At 71.2% G+C, this 20,278-nt stretch carries 17 protein-coding genes and 1 tRNA gene; 13 read left to right on the forward strand and 5 right to left on the reverse strand.

The features are described from left to right. From VFL99_RS13440 to VFL99_RS13460, 5 genes are all read left to right on the forward strand, one after another. Nucleotides 1-1,281, forward strand: a 1,281-nt coding sequence (locus tag VFL99_RS13440) for an RHS repeat-associated core domain-containing protein (RefSeq protein ID WP_325106878.1), incomplete at its 5' end; no start/stop codon positions are given. 313 nt (nucleotides 1,282-1,594) lie between these two features. Beyond that, nucleotides 1,595-2,185, forward strand: a complete 591-nt coding sequence (locus VFL99_RS13445; protein ID WP_325106879.1) for a replication initiator — start codon at nucleotides 1,595-1,597, stop codon at nucleotides 2,183-2,185. Nucleotides 2,186-2,226: 41 nt separating this feature from the next. Beyond that, the gene (locus tag VFL99_RS13450) at nucleotides 2,227-2,445 is read left to right on the forward strand and encodes a helix-turn-helix transcriptional regulator (protein WP_325106880.1); all 219 of its coding nucleotides are present in this window, start codon (nucleotides 2,227-2,229) and stop codon (nucleotides 2,443-2,445) included. Further along, nucleotides 2,442-3,200 (forward strand): site-specific integrase, encoded by a 759-nt coding sequence (locus VFL99_RS13455; RefSeq protein WP_325106881.1) that lies wholly within the window; start codon nucleotides 2,442-2,444, stop codon nucleotides 3,198-3,200. The genes VFL99_RS13450 and VFL99_RS13455 overlap by 4 nt, the downstream gene beginning before the upstream one ends. Nucleotides 3,201-3,265: 65 nt before the next feature. Further along, nucleotides 3,266-3,613 (forward strand): tyrosine-type recombinase/integrase, encoded by a 348-nt coding sequence (locus VFL99_RS13460; protein WP_325106882.1) that lies wholly within the window; start codon nucleotides 3,266-3,268, stop codon nucleotides 3,611-3,613. Nucleotides 3,614-3,705: 92 nt separating this feature from the next. On the opposite strand, the gene VFL99_RS13465 is transcribed toward VFL99_RS13460, so the two are convergent. From VFL99_RS13465 to VFL99_RS13475, 3 genes are all read right to left on the reverse strand, one after another. Continuing rightward, nucleotides 3,706-3,778: transfer RNA gene (locus tag VFL99_RS13465), tRNA-Lys, on the reverse strand. A 233-nt stretch (nucleotides 3,779-4,011) separates the two neighbouring features. Beyond that, complete coding sequence (speB, locus tag VFL99_RS13470; RefSeq protein WP_325106883.1) at nucleotides 4,012-5,013, reverse strand: agmatinase; 1,002 nt, start codon at nucleotides 5,011-5,013, stop codon at nucleotides 4,012-4,014. A gap of 24 nt (nucleotides 5,014-5,037) precedes the next feature. Further along, nucleotides 5,038-5,715 carry a FadR/GntR family transcriptional regulator gene (locus VFL99_RS13475; protein ID WP_325106884.1) on the reverse strand — a complete coding sequence of 226 codons (678 nt, stop codon included), beginning with the start codon at nucleotides 5,713-5,715 and terminating at the stop codon, nucleotides 5,038-5,040. Nucleotides 5,716-5,771: 56 nt separating this feature from the next. Here VFL99_RS13475 and VFL99_RS13480 point away from each other — a divergent pair, with 56 nt between their 5' ends. Continuing rightward, nucleotides 5,772-7,055: a CynX/NimT family MFS transporter gene (locus tag VFL99_RS13480; RefSeq protein ID WP_325106885.1), complete on the forward strand. Its 1,284-nt coding sequence runs from the start codon at nucleotides 5,772-5,774 to the stop codon at nucleotides 7,053-7,055. 61 nt (nucleotides 7,056-7,116) lie between these two features. Here VFL99_RS13480 and VFL99_RS13485 read toward each other — a convergent pair whose 3' ends face one another. Then, entirely contained in the window at nucleotides 7,117-8,271 is a 1,155-nt protein-coding gene (locus tag VFL99_RS13485) for a tetratricopeptide repeat protein (RefSeq protein WP_325106886.1), read from the reverse strand. Nucleotides 8,272-8,351: 80 nt separating this feature from the next. Further along, a complete protein-coding gene (locus tag VFL99_RS13490) occupies nucleotides 8,352-9,158 on the reverse strand; it encodes a hypothetical protein (RefSeq protein ID WP_325106887.1) in 807 nt (268 codons plus the stop codon). Between the two features lie 185 nt (nucleotides 9,159-9,343). Here VFL99_RS13490 and VFL99_RS13495 point away from each other — a divergent pair, with 185 nt between their 5' ends. From VFL99_RS13495 to VFL99_RS13525, 7 genes are all read left to right on the forward strand, one after another. Next, nucleotides 9,344-11,911, forward strand: a complete 2,568-nt coding sequence (locus tag VFL99_RS13495; RefSeq protein WP_325106888.1) for a DEAD/DEAH box helicase — start codon at nucleotides 9,344-9,346, stop codon at nucleotides 11,909-11,911. Between the two features lie 122 nt (nucleotides 11,912-12,033). Then, on the forward strand, nucleotides 12,034-14,496 hold the full coding sequence (gene treY, locus VFL99_RS13500; RefSeq protein ID WP_325106889.1) for a malto-oligosyltrehalose synthase: 2,463 nt from the start codon (nucleotides 12,034-12,036) through the stop codon (nucleotides 14,494-14,496). Nucleotides 14,497-14,547: 51 nt separating this feature from the next. Then, nucleotides 14,548-16,341: a malto-oligosyltrehalose trehalohydrolase gene (treZ, locus tag VFL99_RS13505; protein ID WP_325106890.1), complete on the forward strand. Its 1,794-nt coding sequence runs from the start codon at nucleotides 14,548-14,550 to the stop codon at nucleotides 16,339-16,341. A gap of 5 nt (nucleotides 16,342-16,346) precedes the next feature. Continuing rightward, on the forward strand, nucleotides 16,347-16,589 hold the full coding sequence (locus VFL99_RS13510; protein WP_325106891.1) for a hypothetical protein: 243 nt from the start codon (nucleotides 16,347-16,349) through the stop codon (nucleotides 16,587-16,589). A gap of 115 nt (nucleotides 16,590-16,704) precedes the next feature. Continuing rightward, nucleotides 16,705-18,780, forward strand: a complete 2,076-nt coding sequence (locus tag VFL99_RS13515) for an MFS transporter (RefSeq protein ID WP_325106892.1) — start codon at nucleotides 16,705-16,707, stop codon at nucleotides 18,778-18,780. A 32-nt stretch (nucleotides 18,781-18,812) separates the two neighbouring features. Further along, nucleotides 18,813-19,466 (forward strand): hypothetical protein, encoded by a 654-nt coding sequence (locus tag VFL99_RS13520; protein ID WP_325106893.1) that lies wholly within the window; start codon nucleotides 18,813-18,815, stop codon nucleotides 19,464-19,466. A gap of 258 nt (nucleotides 19,467-19,724) precedes the next feature. Further along, complete coding sequence (locus tag VFL99_RS13525) at nucleotides 19,725-19,937, forward strand: hypothetical protein (protein WP_325106894.1); 213 nt, start codon at nucleotides 19,725-19,727, stop codon at nucleotides 19,935-19,937. The last annotated feature ends 341 nt before the right edge of the window (nucleotides 19,938-20,278 follow it).

A 20,278-nucleotide genomic window follows, 5' to 3' on the forward strand; every position in this document is an offset into this window, starting at 1 on the left:
ACGGTGACCGCCTTCGCCTACGGCGGGGACGGGCGGCGCACCGACACCTGGTGGAACACCAACCCCGACCACACCAGCTTCGCGGCGCACACCCACCTGTTCTTCAACCGGGACGGGCACATCCAGCGGTCCTGGACCTCGCGCAACTCCGATGACACCAACCTGGTGTTCGACACCACCTACTGCTACACCCAGGTCACCGGCACCTCCTGCCCGAACAGCAGCCCCACCAACTACCCTGCCGGGGACCTGATCGTGTGGTCGATCGACCGGCTCACCGGGGCGCGCTCGGACTACAGCTACGACGCGGGGAACCGGTTGACCAAGGTCACCAACTACCACGGCCACACCTACGGCTACGGCTACGACGCCAACGGCAACCGCACCAGCGTCACCGTCGACGGCACCACCACCCAGACCCTGGGGTTCAACGCCGGCAACCAGATCACCGACACCGGCTACCACTTCAACGCCGCCGGCCAGCAGAACCACTCACCCGGCAACGGGGTCCTGTCCTACAACGCCGCCGGGCAGATGACCAGCCAGTCCTCCAGCAGCACCGACTCCGCCTACACGTGGGCCGGCCCAGGCATGGACGAGCTGCTGTCCAGCAAGGTCACCGGGGGCGACACCTACGACTACGTCTACGGGCGCACCGACACCAACGGGCTGCCCGTCATCGACTCGGTCGCCAAGAACGGCACCACCAGCTACCTGACCAACGACCCCGACGGCACCCCCTTGGCGATGCGCCTGGCCGGTGGGCAGGCCGACTACTACGTCCGCGACGGACAGGGCTCCATCGTCGCCCTCATCGACGGCACCGGCGCCACCACCGGCACCTACACCTACGACCCCTACGGCAACCAAACCGCCCAAACCGGCACCGGCACCGCCGTCGACCTCAACCCCTTCCGCTACACCGGCGGACTGCTCGACCGCGGCACCGGCTGGCTCAAACACGGCACGCGATGGAACGACACCACCACCGGGCGCTGGACCACCCCCGACCCCATCACCCACCTAAACGACCCCGAGCGCGCCAACCCATACCAATACGCCGGAAGCAACCCCTGCAACAACACCGACCCCACAGGGCGATGCACAGAGAGTGACGCACTGGAGGCCGCGGTTGCTGTCTCGGGACTAACTACCACGTCGGAGGGGGCCATCGTCGTAGCTACCAGCGAACTGCTCGTTGCGGAACCAGGGATCATTGCATTGACTGCCATTGCAGGACTAGCGATTGGCGGCGCTCTGCTCTACTGCGCACTGGATTAAGGAGAATTTTGAAGCAGGGGCACTCTAAGCAGACGCGCAGGGCAACAGTCGGCGGAATCGTCTTGCGCTCAATCATATTGGCAATTTCCGTGGCAGGCCTAGTGCTAGGCGTGTTGACTCAGAGCATCCTCCTGATCGTAATTTTTTCGGTAGGGGTAATCGTGCAGTCTCTTGTAATCCTCAAGTTTGCTGGCCATGTTGAACGCAAGTAACCGACTCGGCGTGTCACTGTTTGTTGTCGGCTTTATATAAAGGCCTAAACAACTTCCCCAGGGCCCGGCCGCGCCGGGGAGGACCTGGCCCGACGCCGCTCGTGCCGGGAGGCGCCTCCTGGCGGCTGCGGTTCGGCACCCAGCTGGACGCCCGACCGGTCCACCGCACCACCGGCGAGGGGGAGCTGTCCGGGGCCATCGACCCGGAGGCCGTGGCCGGCTATATCGCCAAGTACGCCACCAAGTCCGCCGGCGACCTCGAGCCCGGCGACGCGCACGGCAACGAGCATCTGGAGCGGCTGCGCCTGCGGGTGAAGGAGCTGCACTTCAAGAACCGCAGCTACGCCGCCGTCGGCGACACCAGCGGACCGTACGCGCTGTTGGGCAAGTGGGCCCACATGCTGGGCTTCCGCGGCCACTTCGCGTCCAAGTCCCGGCGTTACTCCACCACGATGCGCGACCTGCGGGCGGCCCGTAAGCGGTTCCAGCGACTGCGGAAGCTGAACCCCTCCGGCGTCGTCGACGTCTCGGCCATCGACCCGCAGCAGGACGACGAGGAAACCACCCTCGTCATCAACGACTGGGCATTCGCCGGCATGGGCTGGCTCACCAGCGGAGACGCCGCTCTCGCCGACGCCGCCGCAGCGCGAGCCAGGGAGTACGCGGTCAGGCAGCGAGCCAACTCGAAGTAGGAGCAATGGGGACAGAAGCTTGACTGGATGGGGAGGATGAAATGTCGCAAGAAGCAGCACGGGAGGTCGCCCTGCCGGAGGACCGGCTGTGGACCGCCGAGGAGGTGGCGTACTACCTCAGCGTTCCGGTCCAGACGGTGTACTGGTGGCGGGGCGCTGGTCGAGGGCCCGCGGGACGTCGGGTCGGCAAGCGCCTGCGTTATCGGCCGAGCGATGTCCGCAGTTGGGTGGAGTCTCTCTCGCCCGATGTGGCGTCATGAGGCGCCTGGGCCTGGGTGAGTACGGTGACATCTTCTTCTCCAGGCGCGGAGATCGCCACGTGGCGATGGTGCATTACCGCGACTTCACCGGTGCAAAGCGTCGGCTGAAGGCGTCAGGTAGGAGCAAGGCTGAGGCGCGACGGCGAATCATGAAGGCGTTGGCGCATGCGATTCAGGTGGGCGGTCGTGGAGAGTTCTCGCCTACGAGCAGTTTGGCTGACGGCGCGCGCGCTTGGCTCTCCAGTTTCGAGGGCCTGGTCGAGCGGGGAAGCCGTTCTCCGTCGACCTTGGCCTTGTACCGAGACGCGGTGGAACGTCACGTCATCCCTGGGTTGGGGGAGTTGCGCTTAGGTGAGCTCTCCACGGCTCTTCTCGATCGATTCCTCCAGGCGGTCCTCGCCGAGAAGGGGCACGCGACGGCGAAGCTCTGTCGGACCGTCCTTTCCGGGATCTGTGGCTGGTTGGTTCGCCAGAAGGGCCTGCCGGCAAACCCGGTACGCGACGTCTCGCCGCTGGAGGCCGACCGAGACCGGACGGCCAGGGCACTGACGTTGGAGGAGGTGCACGACTGGTTGGCCATCTTGGACTCGAGCCCAGTGGCTCAACGGAAGGACTTGCCAGAGCTGGCCCGGTTCATCCTTGGGACGGGCTTGCGCCTCGGCGAGGCCCTTGGCGTCCGTTGGGAGGACTTCGACCTTGAGCACGGCGTCGTGAAGATCGAGCGCACCGTCATCCGGGTGAAGGGGCAGGACTGAGAGCGTCGCGGCTGAAGTCGCGTACGTCGTACCGCACCCTGATTCTTCCCGACTGGTGCCTGGCGATGCTCAAGGCAAGGAGGGAGCGGATAGGCGTCGTCGCCGGCCCGGTCTTCGCTGACGCGCGAGGGGGCTATCGGGACCGGAACAACGTTGGCGCCGACTTCCGCGAGGCGAGGGCCGGGACGAAGTACGAGTGGGTGAAGCCCCACACATACCGGAAGACGGTTGCCACCCTGTTGGACGGGAGCGGCGCCACCGCACGGATGATCGCCGATCAGCTGGGGCACGCGCGGGTGTCGATGACCCAGGACGTGTACCTCGGTCGGCGCGCCGTCGATCCTTCGGTCGCCAGGGCGCTGGGGTTGCTCAGGGGACAGCGTGAGGCCGAGCCCAATCAGGGCGAGCACTGAGAGCTGCAGATGCATGAGTGCCCGCATGAGTGCCCTAGACGGACTCCCGGCGACCCTTGCATGGCCGCGCAGGCCGCTGACCTGCGCAGTTGTGGGCCCCGTGGGACTCGAACCCACAACCTACGGATTAAAAGTCCGCAGCTCTAACCATTGAGCTAGAGGCCCGGGACGGTTGCCGCCGTCGGCCCGTCAGCCTACGGGATCGGCTGAGCACGGGCGGCGGTGGAGGAGATGAACTCGGCCGTGTGCCGACTTCTGCATCGGGATTCGGCCCGGGTGGGGCGGTGGAGGAGATGAACTCGGCCGTGTGCCGACTTGTGCATCGGGATTCGGCCGTGGGGCGGTGGGCGAGACGAACTCGGCCGTGTGCCGACTTCTGCAGCGCCACCTCAGCTGGCTCAGCGACCTTCGAGCAGCGGACCGGCCGGGTCGTGCGTGATGCCCTGGCGCCGGGCCGCGATGCCGGACAGCGCCTCAAGCACCACGCGGTTGCCGAGCAGGGCGGTGATGTCGGCGTGGTCGTAGGGCGGTGACACCTCGACGATGTCCAGCCCGCACACGGGCAGCTCCCGGCACAGCCGCCGCACGCTGTCGAGCAGCTGGCGCGCGGTGAGGCCACCCGGCTCGGGCGTGCCGGTCCCGGGCGCCATGCCGGGGTCGACGACGTCCACGTCCACGGACAGGAAGACGGCGTCGCACCCGTCCGTCGCGATGGCGGACGCTTCATCGAGCACCGCGTCGAGACCCTTGGCCACGACCTCGGTCATCTCGAAGGACCGCATCCGCTGGTCGGCCATCCACTTCAGCGTCGGCGGCTCGGGCCAGTAGCCGCGCAGTCCCACCTGCAGGAACCGGTCGCCCCGGCAGGCGCCGGATTCGATGAGCCGCCGCATCGGCTGTCCGTGGCCATAGAGCGAGCCGAACGAGATGTCGCCGGTGTCGGCGTGCGCGTCGAAGTGGATCACCGACACGTTGCCGAAGCCGTGGTGGTTGGCGCACCCGGTGACGTCCGGCAGCGCGATCGTGTGGTCCCCGCCGAGCACGAACGGGATCGCCCCAGACCGGGCGACGGTCGTGACCGCCTCCTCGAGGTCGTGCAGGCTCGTCATCACGTCGCCGGAGTACATCTCGACGTCGCCGGCGTCGACGACGCGCAGGTCCTTCAGCGCGTCGACCCGCAGCGCCAGGTGCGGCCGGGACCCGTCCTGCGGCAGGTAGTCGGTGCTGCGGATCGCCTGCGGCCCGAACCGCGTGCCCGGGCGGTGCGACGTCCCGCCGTCGAACGGCCCACCGAGGATGACCACGTCCGCCCCCTCGAAGGTGGTCGGGTCGGACAGGTCGCAGGCCGGGATGCCGAGGAAGGTCACGTCCGGCCCGTACTGGGCGCCGTAGCGAGTCACGGGCACAGTCTGGGCCATCACCGACTACAGATCGAGCAGCGCCTCCACCTCGCCGAGGACCTGCCGTGCCTCCCGGGCGGCCCGCTCCGGCTCCCCAGACCGTATGGCGTCCAGCAGGCGACCGTGGTCGACATACGTCCCGTCGTCCAAGCCGGGGGAGACCGAGGCGGCGATGCTCGCCTCGAGGGCCTCGGCGAAGTCGGCGTAGAGCTGCTCGAGCAGCGGGTTGTGGGCGGCCGCCACGACGGCGACGTGGAAGGCGAGGTCGGTCTCGACCCAGGCGGCGGGATCGCCCTGCTGCCACGCCTCTTCGCGGGTCCGCAGCGCCCCTTCGAGGGCGCGCAGGTCGGCGGCGGTGTGGCGTTCGGCGGCCAGCGCGGCGGCCTCGACGTCGAGTGCGCGACGGATCTCGAGCACGTGCCCCGGGTCGGAGGCGGCCAGCCCCTGCCGGAGCACTCCCGACAGGTCGCTGGTCGCGGTCACGTAGCTGCCGTCGCCCTGGCGCACCTCGATGACCCCGGTGTGCGACAGCGCCCGCACCGCCTCACGGACGGTGCTGCGGCCGACGCCGAGCAGCTCACCGAGCTCCTGCTCCGGTGGTAGACGCGAACCGACCGGCCACTCCCCGCTACCGATCAGCTCCTGCAGCTGGGCGACGACCTGCCCGACCAGACCGCGCCGCTGCACGGTACCCAGTGGCATCCCATCTCCTGACACACAGACAGCAGAACATCTGATGTCTGTTAGCGTAGCGGACGATGACTGATGTGGACGCCCGCCCCACGGCTGCACCGGCCCGTCGCCACGACGGCCTGCTGGTGATCCTGGCCGTGCTCCTCGTCGCGGCGAACATGCGGGCCGCTCTCAGCGGCATCGGTCCGGTGCTCGACCGCGTCCAGGCCGCCACCGGGATGTCCGCCACGCTCGCCGGCGTCGTGACCACCCTGCCCGTGCTGAGCTTCGCCGCCGTGGGTGGCACGAGCCCGGCGCTGGCGCGCCGCTGGAGCCTGGAGCACGCCATCGGGGCGGCGGTGCTGCTGCTCGGCGTCGCCGAGTTCGGCCGCGTGCTCGACGGGACGTGGGCCCTGCTGGTCGGCACCGCCGCCGCGTGTGCCGGCATCGCGGTCATCAACGTGCTGCTCCCGGTGGTCATCAAGCAGCGCTTCCCGCACCGGCTGGGCAGTGTCACCGGGCTGTACACCGCCTCGCTCAACCTGTTCTCCGCCCTGGCCGCCGCGACGACGGCGCCGCTCGCCGACCGCACCGACTGGCGCTGGGCGCTCGGGTGCTGGGGGGTCCTCGCGCTGCTCGCCGCCGCGGTCTGGCAGCCGGTCCTGGCACGTCACCCGGTTGCCGTGCCTGCCGGCGTCGAGGCCGGGCGGGTCGAGCTCGCCGAGGGCGAGCCGACGACCCGTCCCGCCACCACCGACGGTCCCGACCCGCGGCAGGGCCCGGACCCGACGGCCGCGAAGCCGCTGGTCCTGTGGCGTCACCCGATCGCCTGGGGCGTGGCCGTCTACTTCGGCATGCAGTCCCTGCTCGCCTACATCACCATGGGCTGGCTGCCGGCCATCTACCGCTCCGCCGGGGTCGACTCGACGACGGCCGGCCTGCTGCTCGCGCTCGCGATCGTGATCGGCGTGCCGGTGGCCTACATCGTGCCCACGCTGGCCGGTCGGCGGCCCGGGCAACGGGCTTGGGCCGTCGGACTCACCACCTGCTCGGCTGCCGGGGTCGCCGGCCTGATCGTGCTGCCGGCCCAGCTCGCGGTGGTGTGGGCGATCCTGATCGGCCTGGGGCAGGGGTGCTTCCCGCTCGCGCTCGCCCTCTTCGGCTTCCGCACGCGCGACCACCGGCGTACCGCGGCGCTCAGCGCCTTCGGGCAGAGCGTGGGCTACCTGCTGGCGGTCGTGGGGCCGCTCGGCGTGGGCGTGCTGCACGACCTCACGGGTGGCTGGACGGTGCCGCTGCTGCTCGCCCTGTGCGCCATGGGCGTCCAGGCAGCCGCCGGCATGGTGGCCGGGCGGCCGGTCCGACTCTGACGCCGGGCGGCCCGTCCGCCCCTGAGGCGCGACCAGGCGCGACCAGACGCGGCCGCACAGTTCAGCGCGGCTCGGGCTCGGCCGCCAGCGCGTCCGCAGCGGCGCGCGAGCGCTCGGCGGCCTCGGCGTTCCCGGCCTCCTCGTGCAGGTCCGCCGCCCGCCGGTACTCCGCCACGGCCTCGTCCACCCGCTGGTCGTGGAACAGCGCGGTCCCGGCCAGGAACGCTGCCTCCGCCGCCAGGTCGGTGCTGCCCAGCTCGGTGAACCGTCGCTCGGCGGAGCGGGCCAGCGTCACCGCCGCATCGACGTCCCCGGCCTGCCCGCGCAGCACGGCCAGGTTGAACTCGGCCTCGGCAAGCGTGGGCTGCACGGAACCGTCCCGACCCTCCAGCGTCACCAGCGTCCGCTGGCCGTGCTCGAACTCGCGCAGGGCCTCGTTGGGTGACTCCAGGCGCAGCGCGAGCAGCCCCAACTCGTGGTGCACAAGCCCGCGCATCCGGGTGTCGTCGCGGACTCCGTTCAGCCGCAAGACATCCCGGAGCATCCCGCGGGCCTGCTCGAACAGCCCGCGCTGCTGCAGCAGGCCGGAGTGGGTGGAGAGCACCTCCTCGATGTGCGGGACGGTCAGGGGCTGCGGCCCCTTCCCGCTGGAGAAGAAGGTCGAGGAGGACTGCCGGTTCACCGCCTCGCGCAGGACGGTGTCCAGCGTGGTGAGGGCTTCGTCCTCCTCACCTCGGCGGTGGTGCGCCAAGCCGAGTGCGACGAGGCACTCGGTCATCGGCTGGCCAGCGTCGAGCTGCTGGGTCTCCTGTGCGACGGCGAACAGGTCGAGCGCCTGCGCGTAGAGCTCACCGGAGGACTCGTCGCCGCGGGCGTCGGCGGTGCGCGCCCGGGCGAGGAGGCTGGCCGCGGCGCCGTCCGGGGAGTCGGCCGCGGTGAAGGCGTCCACCGCCCGGCGCAGCGTCCGGTCGGCGTCGTCGTGGCGCCCCTGCTGGTGCTGCAGTATGCCGAGTGCGTGCGTCGCGCGTGCCGCGCCCAGGTGGTCTCCGGCGGAGGTGAAGCCGTCGGCGGCGGCGCGGTAGGCCTTCTCGGCGGCCCGGACGTCTCCGCGCCCAGCGTGCCAGTCCGCCATCCGGTGCTCGGTGAGCGCCTCGATGATCAGGCGGTCCTCGGCGGTCGCCCCCGAGGGCTGGGGCTGGTCGGCGTCGCTGTCCACGTCGGCAGTAAACCGCAGACACCCCGGCGCGGCGACGCCACCCGGTGGGCGGCCCGTCCGGCCTCAGCGCGACCTGCGATCTAGGTCTCGCCGAACGGGGCCCGGATGACACCGCTGGGCGGCCAGTCGCCCGGGTCGTCGAGCTCCTCGAGTCGCGCTCGCGTGGAGGGCTCGGCCTCTTCCATCCACCGCAGCTCCTGGCGCAGGTGGTGGGCGTGCCGGACCCACGGGTCGGGGATGTCCACCCAGGCGGTCTCGATCGCGTCCGGGACCCTCAGCACCTCGCCCAGCGGCAGCCCCGGCTCGCGAAAGGGAGCCGGCTCCTCGATCGCCGCGCGCTCGACCGCTTGGCCCAGCTGCATCAGCGGGGACCCGTCCAAGCTGCCCACGTAGTGCCGGCCCAGCCATCGGCCGTTCTTCGCCCTCCACGCTGGCGGGAGGTGCCGGGACACCGCCGCACGGACCCGGGTGGCGCGCTCGCTCGCCAGGTCCTCCGTCAGCTCCACCGCTTCGGCGCGCAGCGTCCCGTTGCGCAGCTGCAACCCCACCAGACCACCCGCCGGTACGTCCGGGAGCCACCCGGGCGGCCCCACCCAGGTCCACATGCCGGCGGAGTCGTCCGGCACCACCGCGCCTCCGCCATCCCAGGGGAGGCCGCCGTGCTCGATGAGCGTGGCGAGCGGGTGCACGAACGGGCCGGGGCCGATCCAGCGCCGGTCCGCGGTCGGGTGGTGCGCCCGCAGCGTCAGCCAGTGGCCGTCATACAGGGCCAGGAGGGCGACGAAGGCGCCACCGGGCAGGCGTGCGATCGCCCAGGAGCGGGACAGCCCGTTGCGCACCGCGATCTCCGGGTGGCGCGCCGTCGTCACCCCTCGCGCACTGCCCACTCGACCACCTCCTCGAGCTCGACCGGGTGCCCCTGTGCCGTGACGTAGCCCGCGCACCGCTCGCTCAGCGACTGTCGTCGAATCCCTGTGGTTCCCATGGGAAGACCTTGCCCGCTTCCGGGCGCGCGCCGCAGAAGTTGTCCACAGGCCTGCCCGCGGCGGCTGGATGGGAGGATGGGAACCCCATGGCTGCCACGACCCTCACCGACCGCCTCGCCGACCTGGCTCCCGATCCGAGCCCCGATGCCCTGTATGACGGGTTCGTCGCCTGGGCGGGCGAGCAGGGCCTCACGCTCTATCCCCACCAGGAGGAGGCGCTGCTGGAGCTGGTCAGCGACGCCAACGTGATCCTGTCGACGCCGACCGGCTCGGGCAAGAGCCTCGTGGCCACCGGCGCGCACTGGTTGGCGATGGCGCAGGGGCAGCGGACGTTCTACACCGCGCCGATCAAGGCGCTGGTGTCGGAGAAGTTCTTCGCCCTCTGCGCCACCTTCGGCGCCGAGAACGTCGGGATGATGACCGGGGACGCGGCCGTCAACTCCTCGGCGCCGATCGTCTGTTGCACCGCCGAGGTCCTCGCGAACGTCGCGCTGCGGGAGGGGCCGGAGGCCGACATCGGCCAGGTCGTCATGGACGAGTTCCACTTCTATGCCGAACCGGACCGCGGCTGGGCCTGGCAGGTGCCGCTGCTCGAGCTGCCGAAGGCGCAGTTCCTGCTGATGTCGGCCACCCTCGGGGACGTCACCCGCTTCCAGCGCGACCTGACCCTGCGCACCGGCCGGGAGACCGCGGTGGTCACCTCGGCCGAGCGGCCGGTGCCGCTGTCCTTCTCCTACGCGCTCACCCCGCTGCACGAGACGCTCGAGGAGCTGCTCTCCACCCACCAGGCGCCCGTCTACGTCGTCCACTTCACGCAGGCGGCGGCCCTGGAGCGGGCCCAGGCGCTGATGAGCATCAACGTGTCCACGCGCGAGGAAAAGGACAAGATCGCCGAGCTGATCGGCGGCTTCCGGTTCTCCGCCGGGTTCGGCAGGACGCTCTCGCGTCTGGTGCGCCACGGGATCGGGGTGCACCACGCCGGGATGCTGCCGAAGTACCGACGCCTGGTCGAGACCCTCGCCCAGGCAGGCCTGCTCAAGGTCATCTGCGGCACCGACACCCTCGGCGTCGGCATCAACGTGCCGATCCGCACCGTGGTGCTCACCGGCCTGACCAAGTTCGACGGCAGCCGGCAACGGGTGCTCAAGGCACGCGAGTTCCACCAGATCGCCGGACGCGCGGGCCGGGCCGGCTACGACACCTCCGGCTACGTCGTGGTGCAGGCACCCGAGCACGTCATCGAGAACGAGCGGGCCCTGGCCAAGGCGGGCGACGACCCGAAGAAGCGACGCAAGGTCCAGCGCAAGAAGCCTCCCGAGGGCTCGGTCACCTGGAGCGAGCAGACCTTCGAGCGGCTGGTCGCCGCCGAGCCGGAGCCACTGGTCTCGCGGATGCGGGTGTCCCACTCCATGCTGCTCAACGTGATCGCCCGCCCCGGCGACCCGTTCGCGGCGATGCGCAAGCTGCTGCGCGACAACCACGAGGAGCCGAAGAACCAGACCCGACTGGTGCGCCGGGCGATCGCGATCTACCGCGCCCTGCTGGCCGCGGGCGTCGTCCGGCGACTCGACGAGCCGGACCAGCACGGCCGGACGGTGGCCCTCACCGTGGACCTGCAGCCGAACTTCGCGCTCAACCAACCGCTCTCACCATTCGCGCTGGCAGCGTTCGAGCTGCTGGATCCGGAGAGCCCGGCATACCACCTCGACGTGGTGTCGGTGCTCGAGGCGACGCTCGACGACCCGCGGCAGGTGCTCTGGGCGCAGGAGCACCGGGCGCGCGGCGAGGCGGTCGCGGCCATGAAGGCCGAGGGGCTGGAGTACGAGGAGCGGATGGAGCTGCTCGAGGAGGTCACCTGGCCCAAGCCGTTGGAGGAGCTGCTCACCGCGGCGCTGGAGATGTACCGGCAGAGCCACCCCTGGGTCGCCGACACGGCGCTGTCGCCCAAGTCGGTGGTCCGGGACATGTCCGAGCGGGCGATGACCTTCGGGGAGTTCATCCGGTTCTACGGCCTGGCGCGGTCGGAGGGGCTGGTGCTGCGCTACCTGACCGACGCCTACCGGGCGCTGCGGCAGACGGTGCCGGAGTCGATGCGCACCGACGAGCTCACCGACCTCATCGAGTGGCTCGGTGAGCTGGTCCGGCAGACCGACTCCAGCCTGCTCGACGAGTGGGAGCAGCTGACCGACCCCGAGGCGGTCGAGCGGATCGCCGCGGGCCAGGGCGCCCCGGCGCCGGAGGCCAAGCCGATCACCGGCAACGAGCGGGCCTTCCGGGTGGTGGTGCGCAACGCGATGTTCCGCCGCGTCGAGCTGGCAGCCCTCGACAAGCCGGACGAGCTCGGCGACCTGGAGGCGCAGACCGCCGCCCTCACCGACCCCCCGGGCGAAGTGGTGATGGACGCCGCCGCCTGGGACGAGGCGCTCGAGGCCTACTACGACGAGCACGACGACATCGGGACCGGCCCGGACGCCCGCGGCCCGGCGCTGCTGCAGATCCGGGTCGCGGGGCGGACCTGGCACGTCCGGCAGGTGGTCGACGACGCCGAGGGCGACCACGACTGGGCGGTCACGGCCGAGGTTGACCTCGACGCCTCCGACGAGGTGGGCGAGGCGGTGCTCACCGTGACCGGCTTCGCCCGGCTCGACTCCTGACCCTGCAGCGTCGGGAGGGCACCTCTCGGGTCGGTTCCCCCTCTCGGGGTGCTGTCGGTGCGACAGAATGCGGCCCGGAGCGAGCACAGTAGCCTGAGCCGAGCAGACGACGAGGGGACGGGATGACCAGCGCCGCAGCGGCCGAGACGAGCGTCCGTGGGTCAGGTCCCACGGTCACCGGGACCTACCGGTTGCAGCTGCACGCCGGCTTCGGGTTCGCCGACGCGGCCGAGCAGGTGCCCTACCTCGCCCGCCTCGGGGTGTCCCACCTCTACCTGTCGCCGATCCTCACCGCCGTGCCGGGCTCCCTGCACGGGTATGACGTGCTCGACCACTCCCGCGTCTCACCGGAGCTGGGTGGCGAGGCCGGCTTCCGCTCCCTGGTCGACGCGGCCCGGTCCCACGGCCTGGGCATCGTCGTCGACGTGGTCCCCAACCACATGGCGTTCGTGGCGCCCGAGTGGGCCAACGAGCCGCTGTGGCAGGTGCTGCGCGAGGGGCAGCAGGCAGCCACCGCCGACTGGTTCGACATCGACTGGGCGCACGGTGAGGGCCGGCTCGGCCTGCCGCTGCTCGGTCAGACCCTGGAGGCGACCCTCGAGGCCGGAGAGCTCACCCTCGACCGCCTCGAGGAGGGCCCGCACACCGGGGAGCACGTGATCCGCTACCACGACCACGTCTTCCCGCTGGCGCCCGGGACACACCCCGAGGAGGGGAGTTCGCAGCCCTCCCAGGCCCTTCCCGGTGAGGAGGTCGCAGCCGTGCTGGAGCGGCAGCACTACCGGCTCGCCGGGTGGCGCGAGGCCGACGAGCTGCTCGGCTACCGGCGCTTCTTCGAGGTCGACCAGCTCATCGCCGTCCGGGTGGAGCTGCCCGAGGTGTTCGAGGCGACCCACCGGCTGCTGCTCGACCTGCACCACGAGGGCCTCATCGACGCCTTCCGGATCGACCACCCGGACGGGCTCGCCGACCCGCAGGGGTACCTCGAACGGCTGGGCCGGGCGCTGAAGCCGGGCACCCCGATCTGGGTGGAGAAGATCCTCGAGGGCGACGAGCGGCTCCCCGACGCCTGGCCCGTGGCAGGGACCACGGGCTACGACGCCCTGCGGGCGGTGCAGGGCGCCCTCGTGGATCCGTTCGGCAGCGACACCGTCACCGAGACGTGGCTCGCCACCGGTGGCGAACCGTTGCTGTCACGCGTGATCGAGACGTGCAAGCGCCTGGTCACCGACGAGCTGCTGCAGCCGGAGGTCGGGCGACTGCACCGGGCCGCCTCCAGCTGCCTCCCCTCCGTCGAGCCCGGCCGGCTGCGGGAGGCACTCACCGAGCTGTTGGTGGGCTTCGAGGTCTACCGCGCCTACGTCCGTCCGGGAGCGCCCCCGGCGCCCGAGGCGCTGACCCACCTCGAGGACGCCGTGGGCCGAGCCCGCACGGCGCGGCCGGACCTGACCCGGGAGCTGGCCGCCCTGTGCGACCTCGCCGCCGCGCCGGATCCCTCCCAGCCTGCTGCGGTGGACTTCGCCGTGCGTCTGCAGCAGACGTGTGGGCCGGTGATGGCCAAGGGCATCGAGGACACGGCGTTCTACCGCTGGCAGCGCCAGACCGCGCGCAACGAGGTGGGTGGGGACCCGGGGCGCAGCCCTGAGTTCTGCGTCGGCGACCTGCACGCGTGGGCCGGCCGCCAGCAGGAGCGCTGGCCGCTGGGCATGACCACCCTCTCCACCCACGACACGAAACGCTCCGAGGACGTGCGGGCCCGGATCTTCGCCGTCGCCGGGGACCACGTGGCGTGGCAACGCTGCTCGGCGGCCGCAGCGACGGCGGCCGAGCGCGCCGGCGTCGACAAGGAGACGGCGCACCTGATCTGGCAGACCCTCGTCGGCGCCGGATTCCTCGAGGAGCAGCGGTTGCACGACTACCTGCTCAAGGCGATCCGGGAGGCCAAGCAGCACACCGCCTGGGTGGACGGCGACCCGGCCTACGAGCAGCGCGTGCTGGACCTCGCCTCGGCCTGGCTCGCCGCCGGGCCGGTCCACGAGGCCGTGGCCGAGGCGCTGGCCGCCAACACCGAGGAGATCCGCGCGGTCACCCTGGCCGCCAAGCTGCTGCAGCTCACCCTCCCAGGCGTCCCCGACTGCTACCAGGGCTGCGAGCTCGTGGACCTGTCGCTGGTGGACCCGGACAACCGCCGACCGGTCGACTACGCCGACCGTGCCCGCCGATGGGGGCGGCTGGAGCAGGGGCAGGCCCCGCAGGACCTCGCGGACGAGAAGCTGTTGGTCACCACGCGGACCCTCGCCGTGCGCAAGGAGCGACCGGTCTCGTTCGGCGAGCACTCGGCATACACGCCGTTGGTGCCGGGACGCGGCGCCGGACTGGCGCACCTGCGTGGTGACGACGTCGCGTGCGTGGTCACCCGCCTGCCGCACACCCTGCGCCGGCACGGCGGCTGGGCGGAGGAGGTGCTGCCACTGCCCGAGGGGGAGTGGCAGGACAGGCTCAGCGGACGCACGCACCGGGGCGGCGCGCCGCGCTGGGCGGACCTGCTCGAGTCCGCTCCGGTCGCGCTGCTCGTCCGCACGTAGCAGGCTGTCACGCCCCGGCAGCGCGACGATCCACGAAGGGAGCGCAGCACCATGACCGAACCGTCGGTGTGGGCGCCGAACGCGCGCGAGCGGGTCGACCTGGTCGTCGGGGACGAGCGGAGCCCCATGACCTCGGGAGAGCGCGGTTGGTGGCAGGCGACCCGGGACCTCAGCGCCGGAACCGACTACGCGTTCAGCCTCGACGGCGGCCCCGCGCGGCCTGACCCCCGTGCTCGGCGGATGCGCCACGGCGTGCACGGAGCCTCCACCTGGTTCGACCCGCAGCAGCTCGTGTGGGCCGACGACGACTGGGGCGGGGTGGAACTCGCCGGTGGGCTGGTCTACGAGCTGCACGTCGGCACGTTCACGGCGGAGGGCACCCTCGACAGCGCGATCACGCGTCTGGACCACCTGGTCCGGCTCGGGGTCACGCTCGTGGAGCTGATGCCGCTGGCCGCGTTCCCGGGGCAGTGGGGTTGGGGCTACGACGGGGTGGACCTGTATGCCGTGCACGAGGCCTATGGCGGCCCGGAGGCGCTGCACCGCTTCGTGCAGGCCTGTCACGTCAAGGGACTCGGCGTGTGCCTCGACGTCGTCTACAACCACCTCGGCCCCAGCGGCAACTACCTGTCGGACTTCGGGCCCTACTTCACCGACACCTACACCACGCCGTGGGGGGACGCGGTCAACCTCGACGGCCCGGGCAGTGACGAGGTCCGGGCCTTCATCATCGACAACGCGACCCAGTGGCTGCGGGACTTCCACCTCGACGCCCTGCGGCTGGACGCGGTGCATGCGCTGCACGACGACGACCGAGCCCTGCCGCTGCTGGAGGAACTGTCCGCGACCGTCGACCGGTTGGCACAGGAGGTGGGTCGACCACTGTGGCTGATCGCGGAGTCCGACCGCAACGATCCCTGCACCGTGCTCCCCCGTGCCCGCGTCGGTCACCTCGGTGGTGGGGTCGGGGTCCACGCCCAGTGGTGCGACGACGTCCACCACGCGCTGCACGTGGCGCTCACCGGTGAAACTGCTGGCTACTACAGCGATTTCGCTGTGCCCGGAGCGCTCGAGAAGGTGCTGACGACCCCCTTCTTCCACGACGGCACCTGGTCCAGCTTCCGCGGCCGGACGCACGGTCGTCCCGTGGACCGTGCGCGGCAGCCCGGATGGCGTTTCGTGGCATCCCTGCAGACCCACGACCAGGTCGGCAACCGCGCCGCGGGAGAACGGCTTTCGCAGCTCGTCGACGTCGGAACCCTCGCGTGCGGCGCCGCCCTGCTGCTCACCGGTCCCTACACGCCGATGCTGTTCATGGGGGAGGAGTGGGGTGCCAGCACCCCGTGGCAGTTCTTCACCGACCACCAGGAGCCGGAACTGGTCGAGGCGATCCGCAAGGGGCGCCAGTCGGAGTTCGCCTCCCACGGCTGGGCCGGGGCGGTGCCCGACCCCCAGTCACCCGACACGGTGGCCGCGTCCACGCTGGACTGGGACGAGGTCGCCGAGGGCGACCACGCGCGACTGCTGCAGTGGTATGCCGACCTCGCACGTTGCCGCCGCACCCGTGCAGACCTGCGCGACGCGCGCCTGGACCGCATCGTCGTCCACCGTGACCAGACCGCGCAGACGGTGGTCGTCGAACGCGGCGTCCACCGGGTCCTCGTCAACCTCAGCGATCAGCAGCGTCGGCTGGACCCGTGGCTCGGCGGTGATGACGGGAGCGACGGGAGCACCGGGGCGGTCGTCATCGTCGTCTGGGACCAGGAGACGCGTCGGGACGCGACCGGAGCCGTCACCCTGCCGCCTCGGTCGGCGTGCATCCTCGGTCCCCCCGCGGCAGGGTGAGCCTCATGTGGAAGTGCACTCTGCTCGGGCACCGGGTCCGCTTCCACACCGACGGCGCCACCATGTCGTGGGCGTGCGAGCGGTGCGGTGGCCAGTCCGGTTCCAAGACGTATGAATCCCCCGCTGTCGCAACGCACTACGCGCGCGCCTTCGACCACCGGGACAGCGAGGACATCGGCCGCCGAGCTCCCTTCATCGGGATGTTCCCGCTGCGCCTCTGGCGGGTGTTCAGGAACCGGAAGCACTGATCGGGCGTAAGAACCGGTTCAGCGGGTACGGGTCGACGTGCTGTGTTGCGGGGGTGCCGCCCGGCGCGGTCTCGCAGCCCGGCAAGAACGGCCTTGCGAGCGGAGGTGGCCCTGCATGAGCGTGCAGACCGGCACGATCACGACCCAAGTTCCTTCCCGGCTCGATCGGCTCCCCTGGTCGAAGTTCCACTGGCGGGTGGTGGTCGGCCTCGGCAGCGTCTGGATCCTCGACGGCCTCGAGGTGACCATGGTCGGCAACGTCGCCGCCCGGCTCACCGAGAAGGGCAGCGGGATCCAGATCTCCTCCGCCCAGATCGGCACGGCTGCGGCCATCTACATCGTCGGGGCGTGTGTCGGGGCGCTCTTCTTCGGCCAGCTGACCGACCGGTTCGGCCGGAAGAAGCTGTTCATGCTCACCCTGTCGATCTACATCGTCGCCACGGTGCTGACCGCCTTCTCCTTCGCCCCCTGGTACTTCTACCTGATGCGGTTCTTCACCGGTTCCGGCATCGGTGGTGAGTACGCCGCCATCAACTCGGCGATCGACGAGCTGATCCCCGCCCGGGTCCGCGGCCGCGTCGACCTGGCTATCAACGGCTCCTACTGGGCCGGCTCTGCCGCCGGGGCAGCGGTGGCTCTGCTGCTGCTCAACGAGGCGATCCTGCCCAAGGACCTGGGGTGGCGGGTCGCCTTCGCCCTCGGCGCGATCATCGGGTTGTTCGTCCTCCTCGTGCGACGCCATGTCCCCGAGAGCCCCCGGTGGTTGTTCATCCACGGCCGGGAGAACGAGGCCGAACGCATCGTCGGGGGCATCGAGCAGGACGTCGAGGAGGAGACGGGTGAATCCCTGCCCGAGCCGGAGGACAGCCTGACCGTCCGGCAGCGGACGGCGATCCCGTTCCGGGAGATCGCCAAGGTGGCCTTCACCCTGTACCCCAAGCGGGCTGTGCTCGGGCTGGCGCTGTTCGTCGGGCAGGCGTTCATCTACAACGGCGTGACCTTCGACCTCGGCACGCTGCTGGGCACGGCCTACAAGGTCCCCTCGAGCAGGGTGCCGATCTTCTTCATCCTGTTCGCGATCGGCAACCTGCTCGGGCCCCTGCTGCTCGGGCGGCTGTTCGACACCGTGGGGCGCAAACCGATGATCTCCGGCACCTACCTCGCCTCGGCCGTCGCCGCGGTGGTCCTCGCGTGGGTCATGGTGGTGTCCCTCGGGGGAGTCTGGATGTTCCAGGCCATCCTCATGATCACCTTCTTCCTCGCCTCGGCCGGTGCGAGCGCGGCCTACCTCACGGTGAGCGAGATCTTCCCGATGGAGACCCGAGCCTTGGCGATCGCGTTCTTCTACGCGATCGGCACGGCGGTCGGCGGCATCAGCGGCCCGCTGCTGTTCGGTCGCTTCATCGAGTCGGGCAGTGAGGCCAAGATCGCGATCGCCTTCCTCATCGGCGCTGCGGTCATGGCCGTCGGCGGCATCGTGGAGATCTTCTTCGGCGTCAAGGCGGAGGGGGCCAAGTTGGAGGACCTCGCGATGCCGTTGACCGCGGCAGAGGCCGAGGAGCAGCAGGAGACCGGCCAGACCCCCGCCCAGCGGGAGGCCGGCGCCGAGTCCGGTGGCGGGGCCGGGGAGGCCGGCGCGGAGTCGGGCGGTGGTGCCGCGGCAGCGGGGGCAGCCGCCGGCGGCGCCACAGCCAGCGACGAACGCCGCGAGGAGACCGAGGAGGACCGAGCCCGGCGCGAGCGCGACGAGCGGATCGCCGCCCGACAGGAGCGGCAGCGGCGGGAACAGACGACCGGTGCGGCGCGCTACCGTCCCGGGCCCGGTCGCGACATGTTCGCCCCGCGGATGTCGGTGGCGGACACCACCGAGCCGGCCAGCGCACTCGACCACGAGATCGAGTCGATCGCCCGGGCGCTCGCCGAACGAGGAACCCTCAGCGACGAGGGCCTGTCCCGGATCGTCGGCGCGCGGTACTGGGGGCCGGGTCGGTTCCGCAACGCGCTGCGCGAGGCCGTCGTGGAGGGACGGGCCGTGCAGCTGTCGCGCAACCGCTTCGGCCCACCGGAGGACCAGCAAGGAGCGGACGGGCGAGCCACCGGCGAATCCGGTGGGGCCGGTGAGGACACGCGCAGCCGTGAGGCGGAGACCGGTGACCCGGGCAAGCCACTCAACGACCCCCCCGAGGACTGAGCGCACGCTGCCGGACGTGGGAGCATCGGAGCATGCCCGCGAGCACCCCCGGCTTCCCCTCTGAGGGCCGCCACCGCCGCCCGGCGTTGTTCAGCCCCGAGACGATGGACCACCAGGCCGGTGCCCTCGACCCCGCCGAGGTGGCCGAGGCGGCCCACCAGACCGCGGCCGTCATCGTCGGCACCGGCCGCGCCGCCCGCGACCCCGAGGTGACCGCACGACTGGTCGCGTTGGTGGAGGAGCTCGGGCTCGACACGCTCGCCGAGCTGTGGGCCGACCGGCCGGGACGCAGCCTGCCGGGCGCCCTGTGGCGGCTCTACGCCCTGCGCGAGTGGGTGCGTCGTGACCCCCGGGAAGCCAGCTCGGACTACGCGGCCGGCATCCGCTTCGCCGACGTGCCGCACGTCGTCGCCGGCGTCGCGGAGCCGCCCGGCCCCGACGAGCTGCGCGACCTCACCGACGCCATCCTCACCGGTGTCTTCGAGGGCGACCTCGCCATCGCCCTCGAACGCGCCGGTGCGTTCTGCCGCGTGGTCTCGGCCGGCCGTGCCGCGCTCGCCGACGAACGGGACGTCGACGACCCGGCGGACGCCACCCGGCGCACGCGCCGCGCCGCCGCCCTCCTGACCACCGGGGAGGACCTGGAGCGGTGCGCACGCCTCTGGCGCGCCGGCAACCTCAGCTGAGCACCCGGCATACCGACGACACCGGAAACCGGTCTGTGGATCAGGGAACATGCGGACGGGACGGGGAGTTAGAGTTCTCGTGCGCCGGGCCGCGGCAGCCCCGGGTCCCAAAATTCGCCGCTACGAGCGGCCGTGCGCCGTGAGGCGCTCCCGGCCCGGCGCAACACTCATCCCTCGGCTCTGACGACAGTGCCTCGAGGGCGAGGACAGCCGCCGTTCCGTACCGCGGCACCCATCCACAACGGTTACATTGACGCCATGACATCCGAGGGCACGGCGGGCGACCCGCTCACCGACGCCGCCCTGCAGTCCGAGATCGAGCTCGTGGGGGATCTCGTCGCGGCGGCGAGCGAGAGCAAGGGTCCCTTGGGGGAACGTGAGATCGACCGTCTCCTCGGCGTGCCACCGGAGGAGGACGAGCCCACCGGTGGTGAGCCCAGTCACTCCCACCCCGGGCAGGACCCGTCGTGAGGTGGGCCGCACAGCCAGCGACACGCCATACCACCTGCACTGATGCTGTGCTGGTGGGCCGCGACGACCGGAAGGGGGCCTGAGCACCCCGTGACGCCCCGGGGCGCCGGGTTGTGAGGCGCTCCTGACATGGCTTTAGCATCTTCTACGGCCACCTTCCCGATGACCGGAGACTTTCCGTGGGTTTTCGCCTCACTCCGCAGGACAACAGCTTCTACGAGATGTTCGCCGAGCAGGCCAGCCACCTGGTGGACGGCTCGCGCGAGCTGACGACCCTGCTCGGCGTCGAGATCGACGAGCGGGAGGCGTGCGCCAAGCGCATGCGGGACCACGAGCACGCG

The organism is Segeticoccus sp. (genome assembly GCF_035708005.1).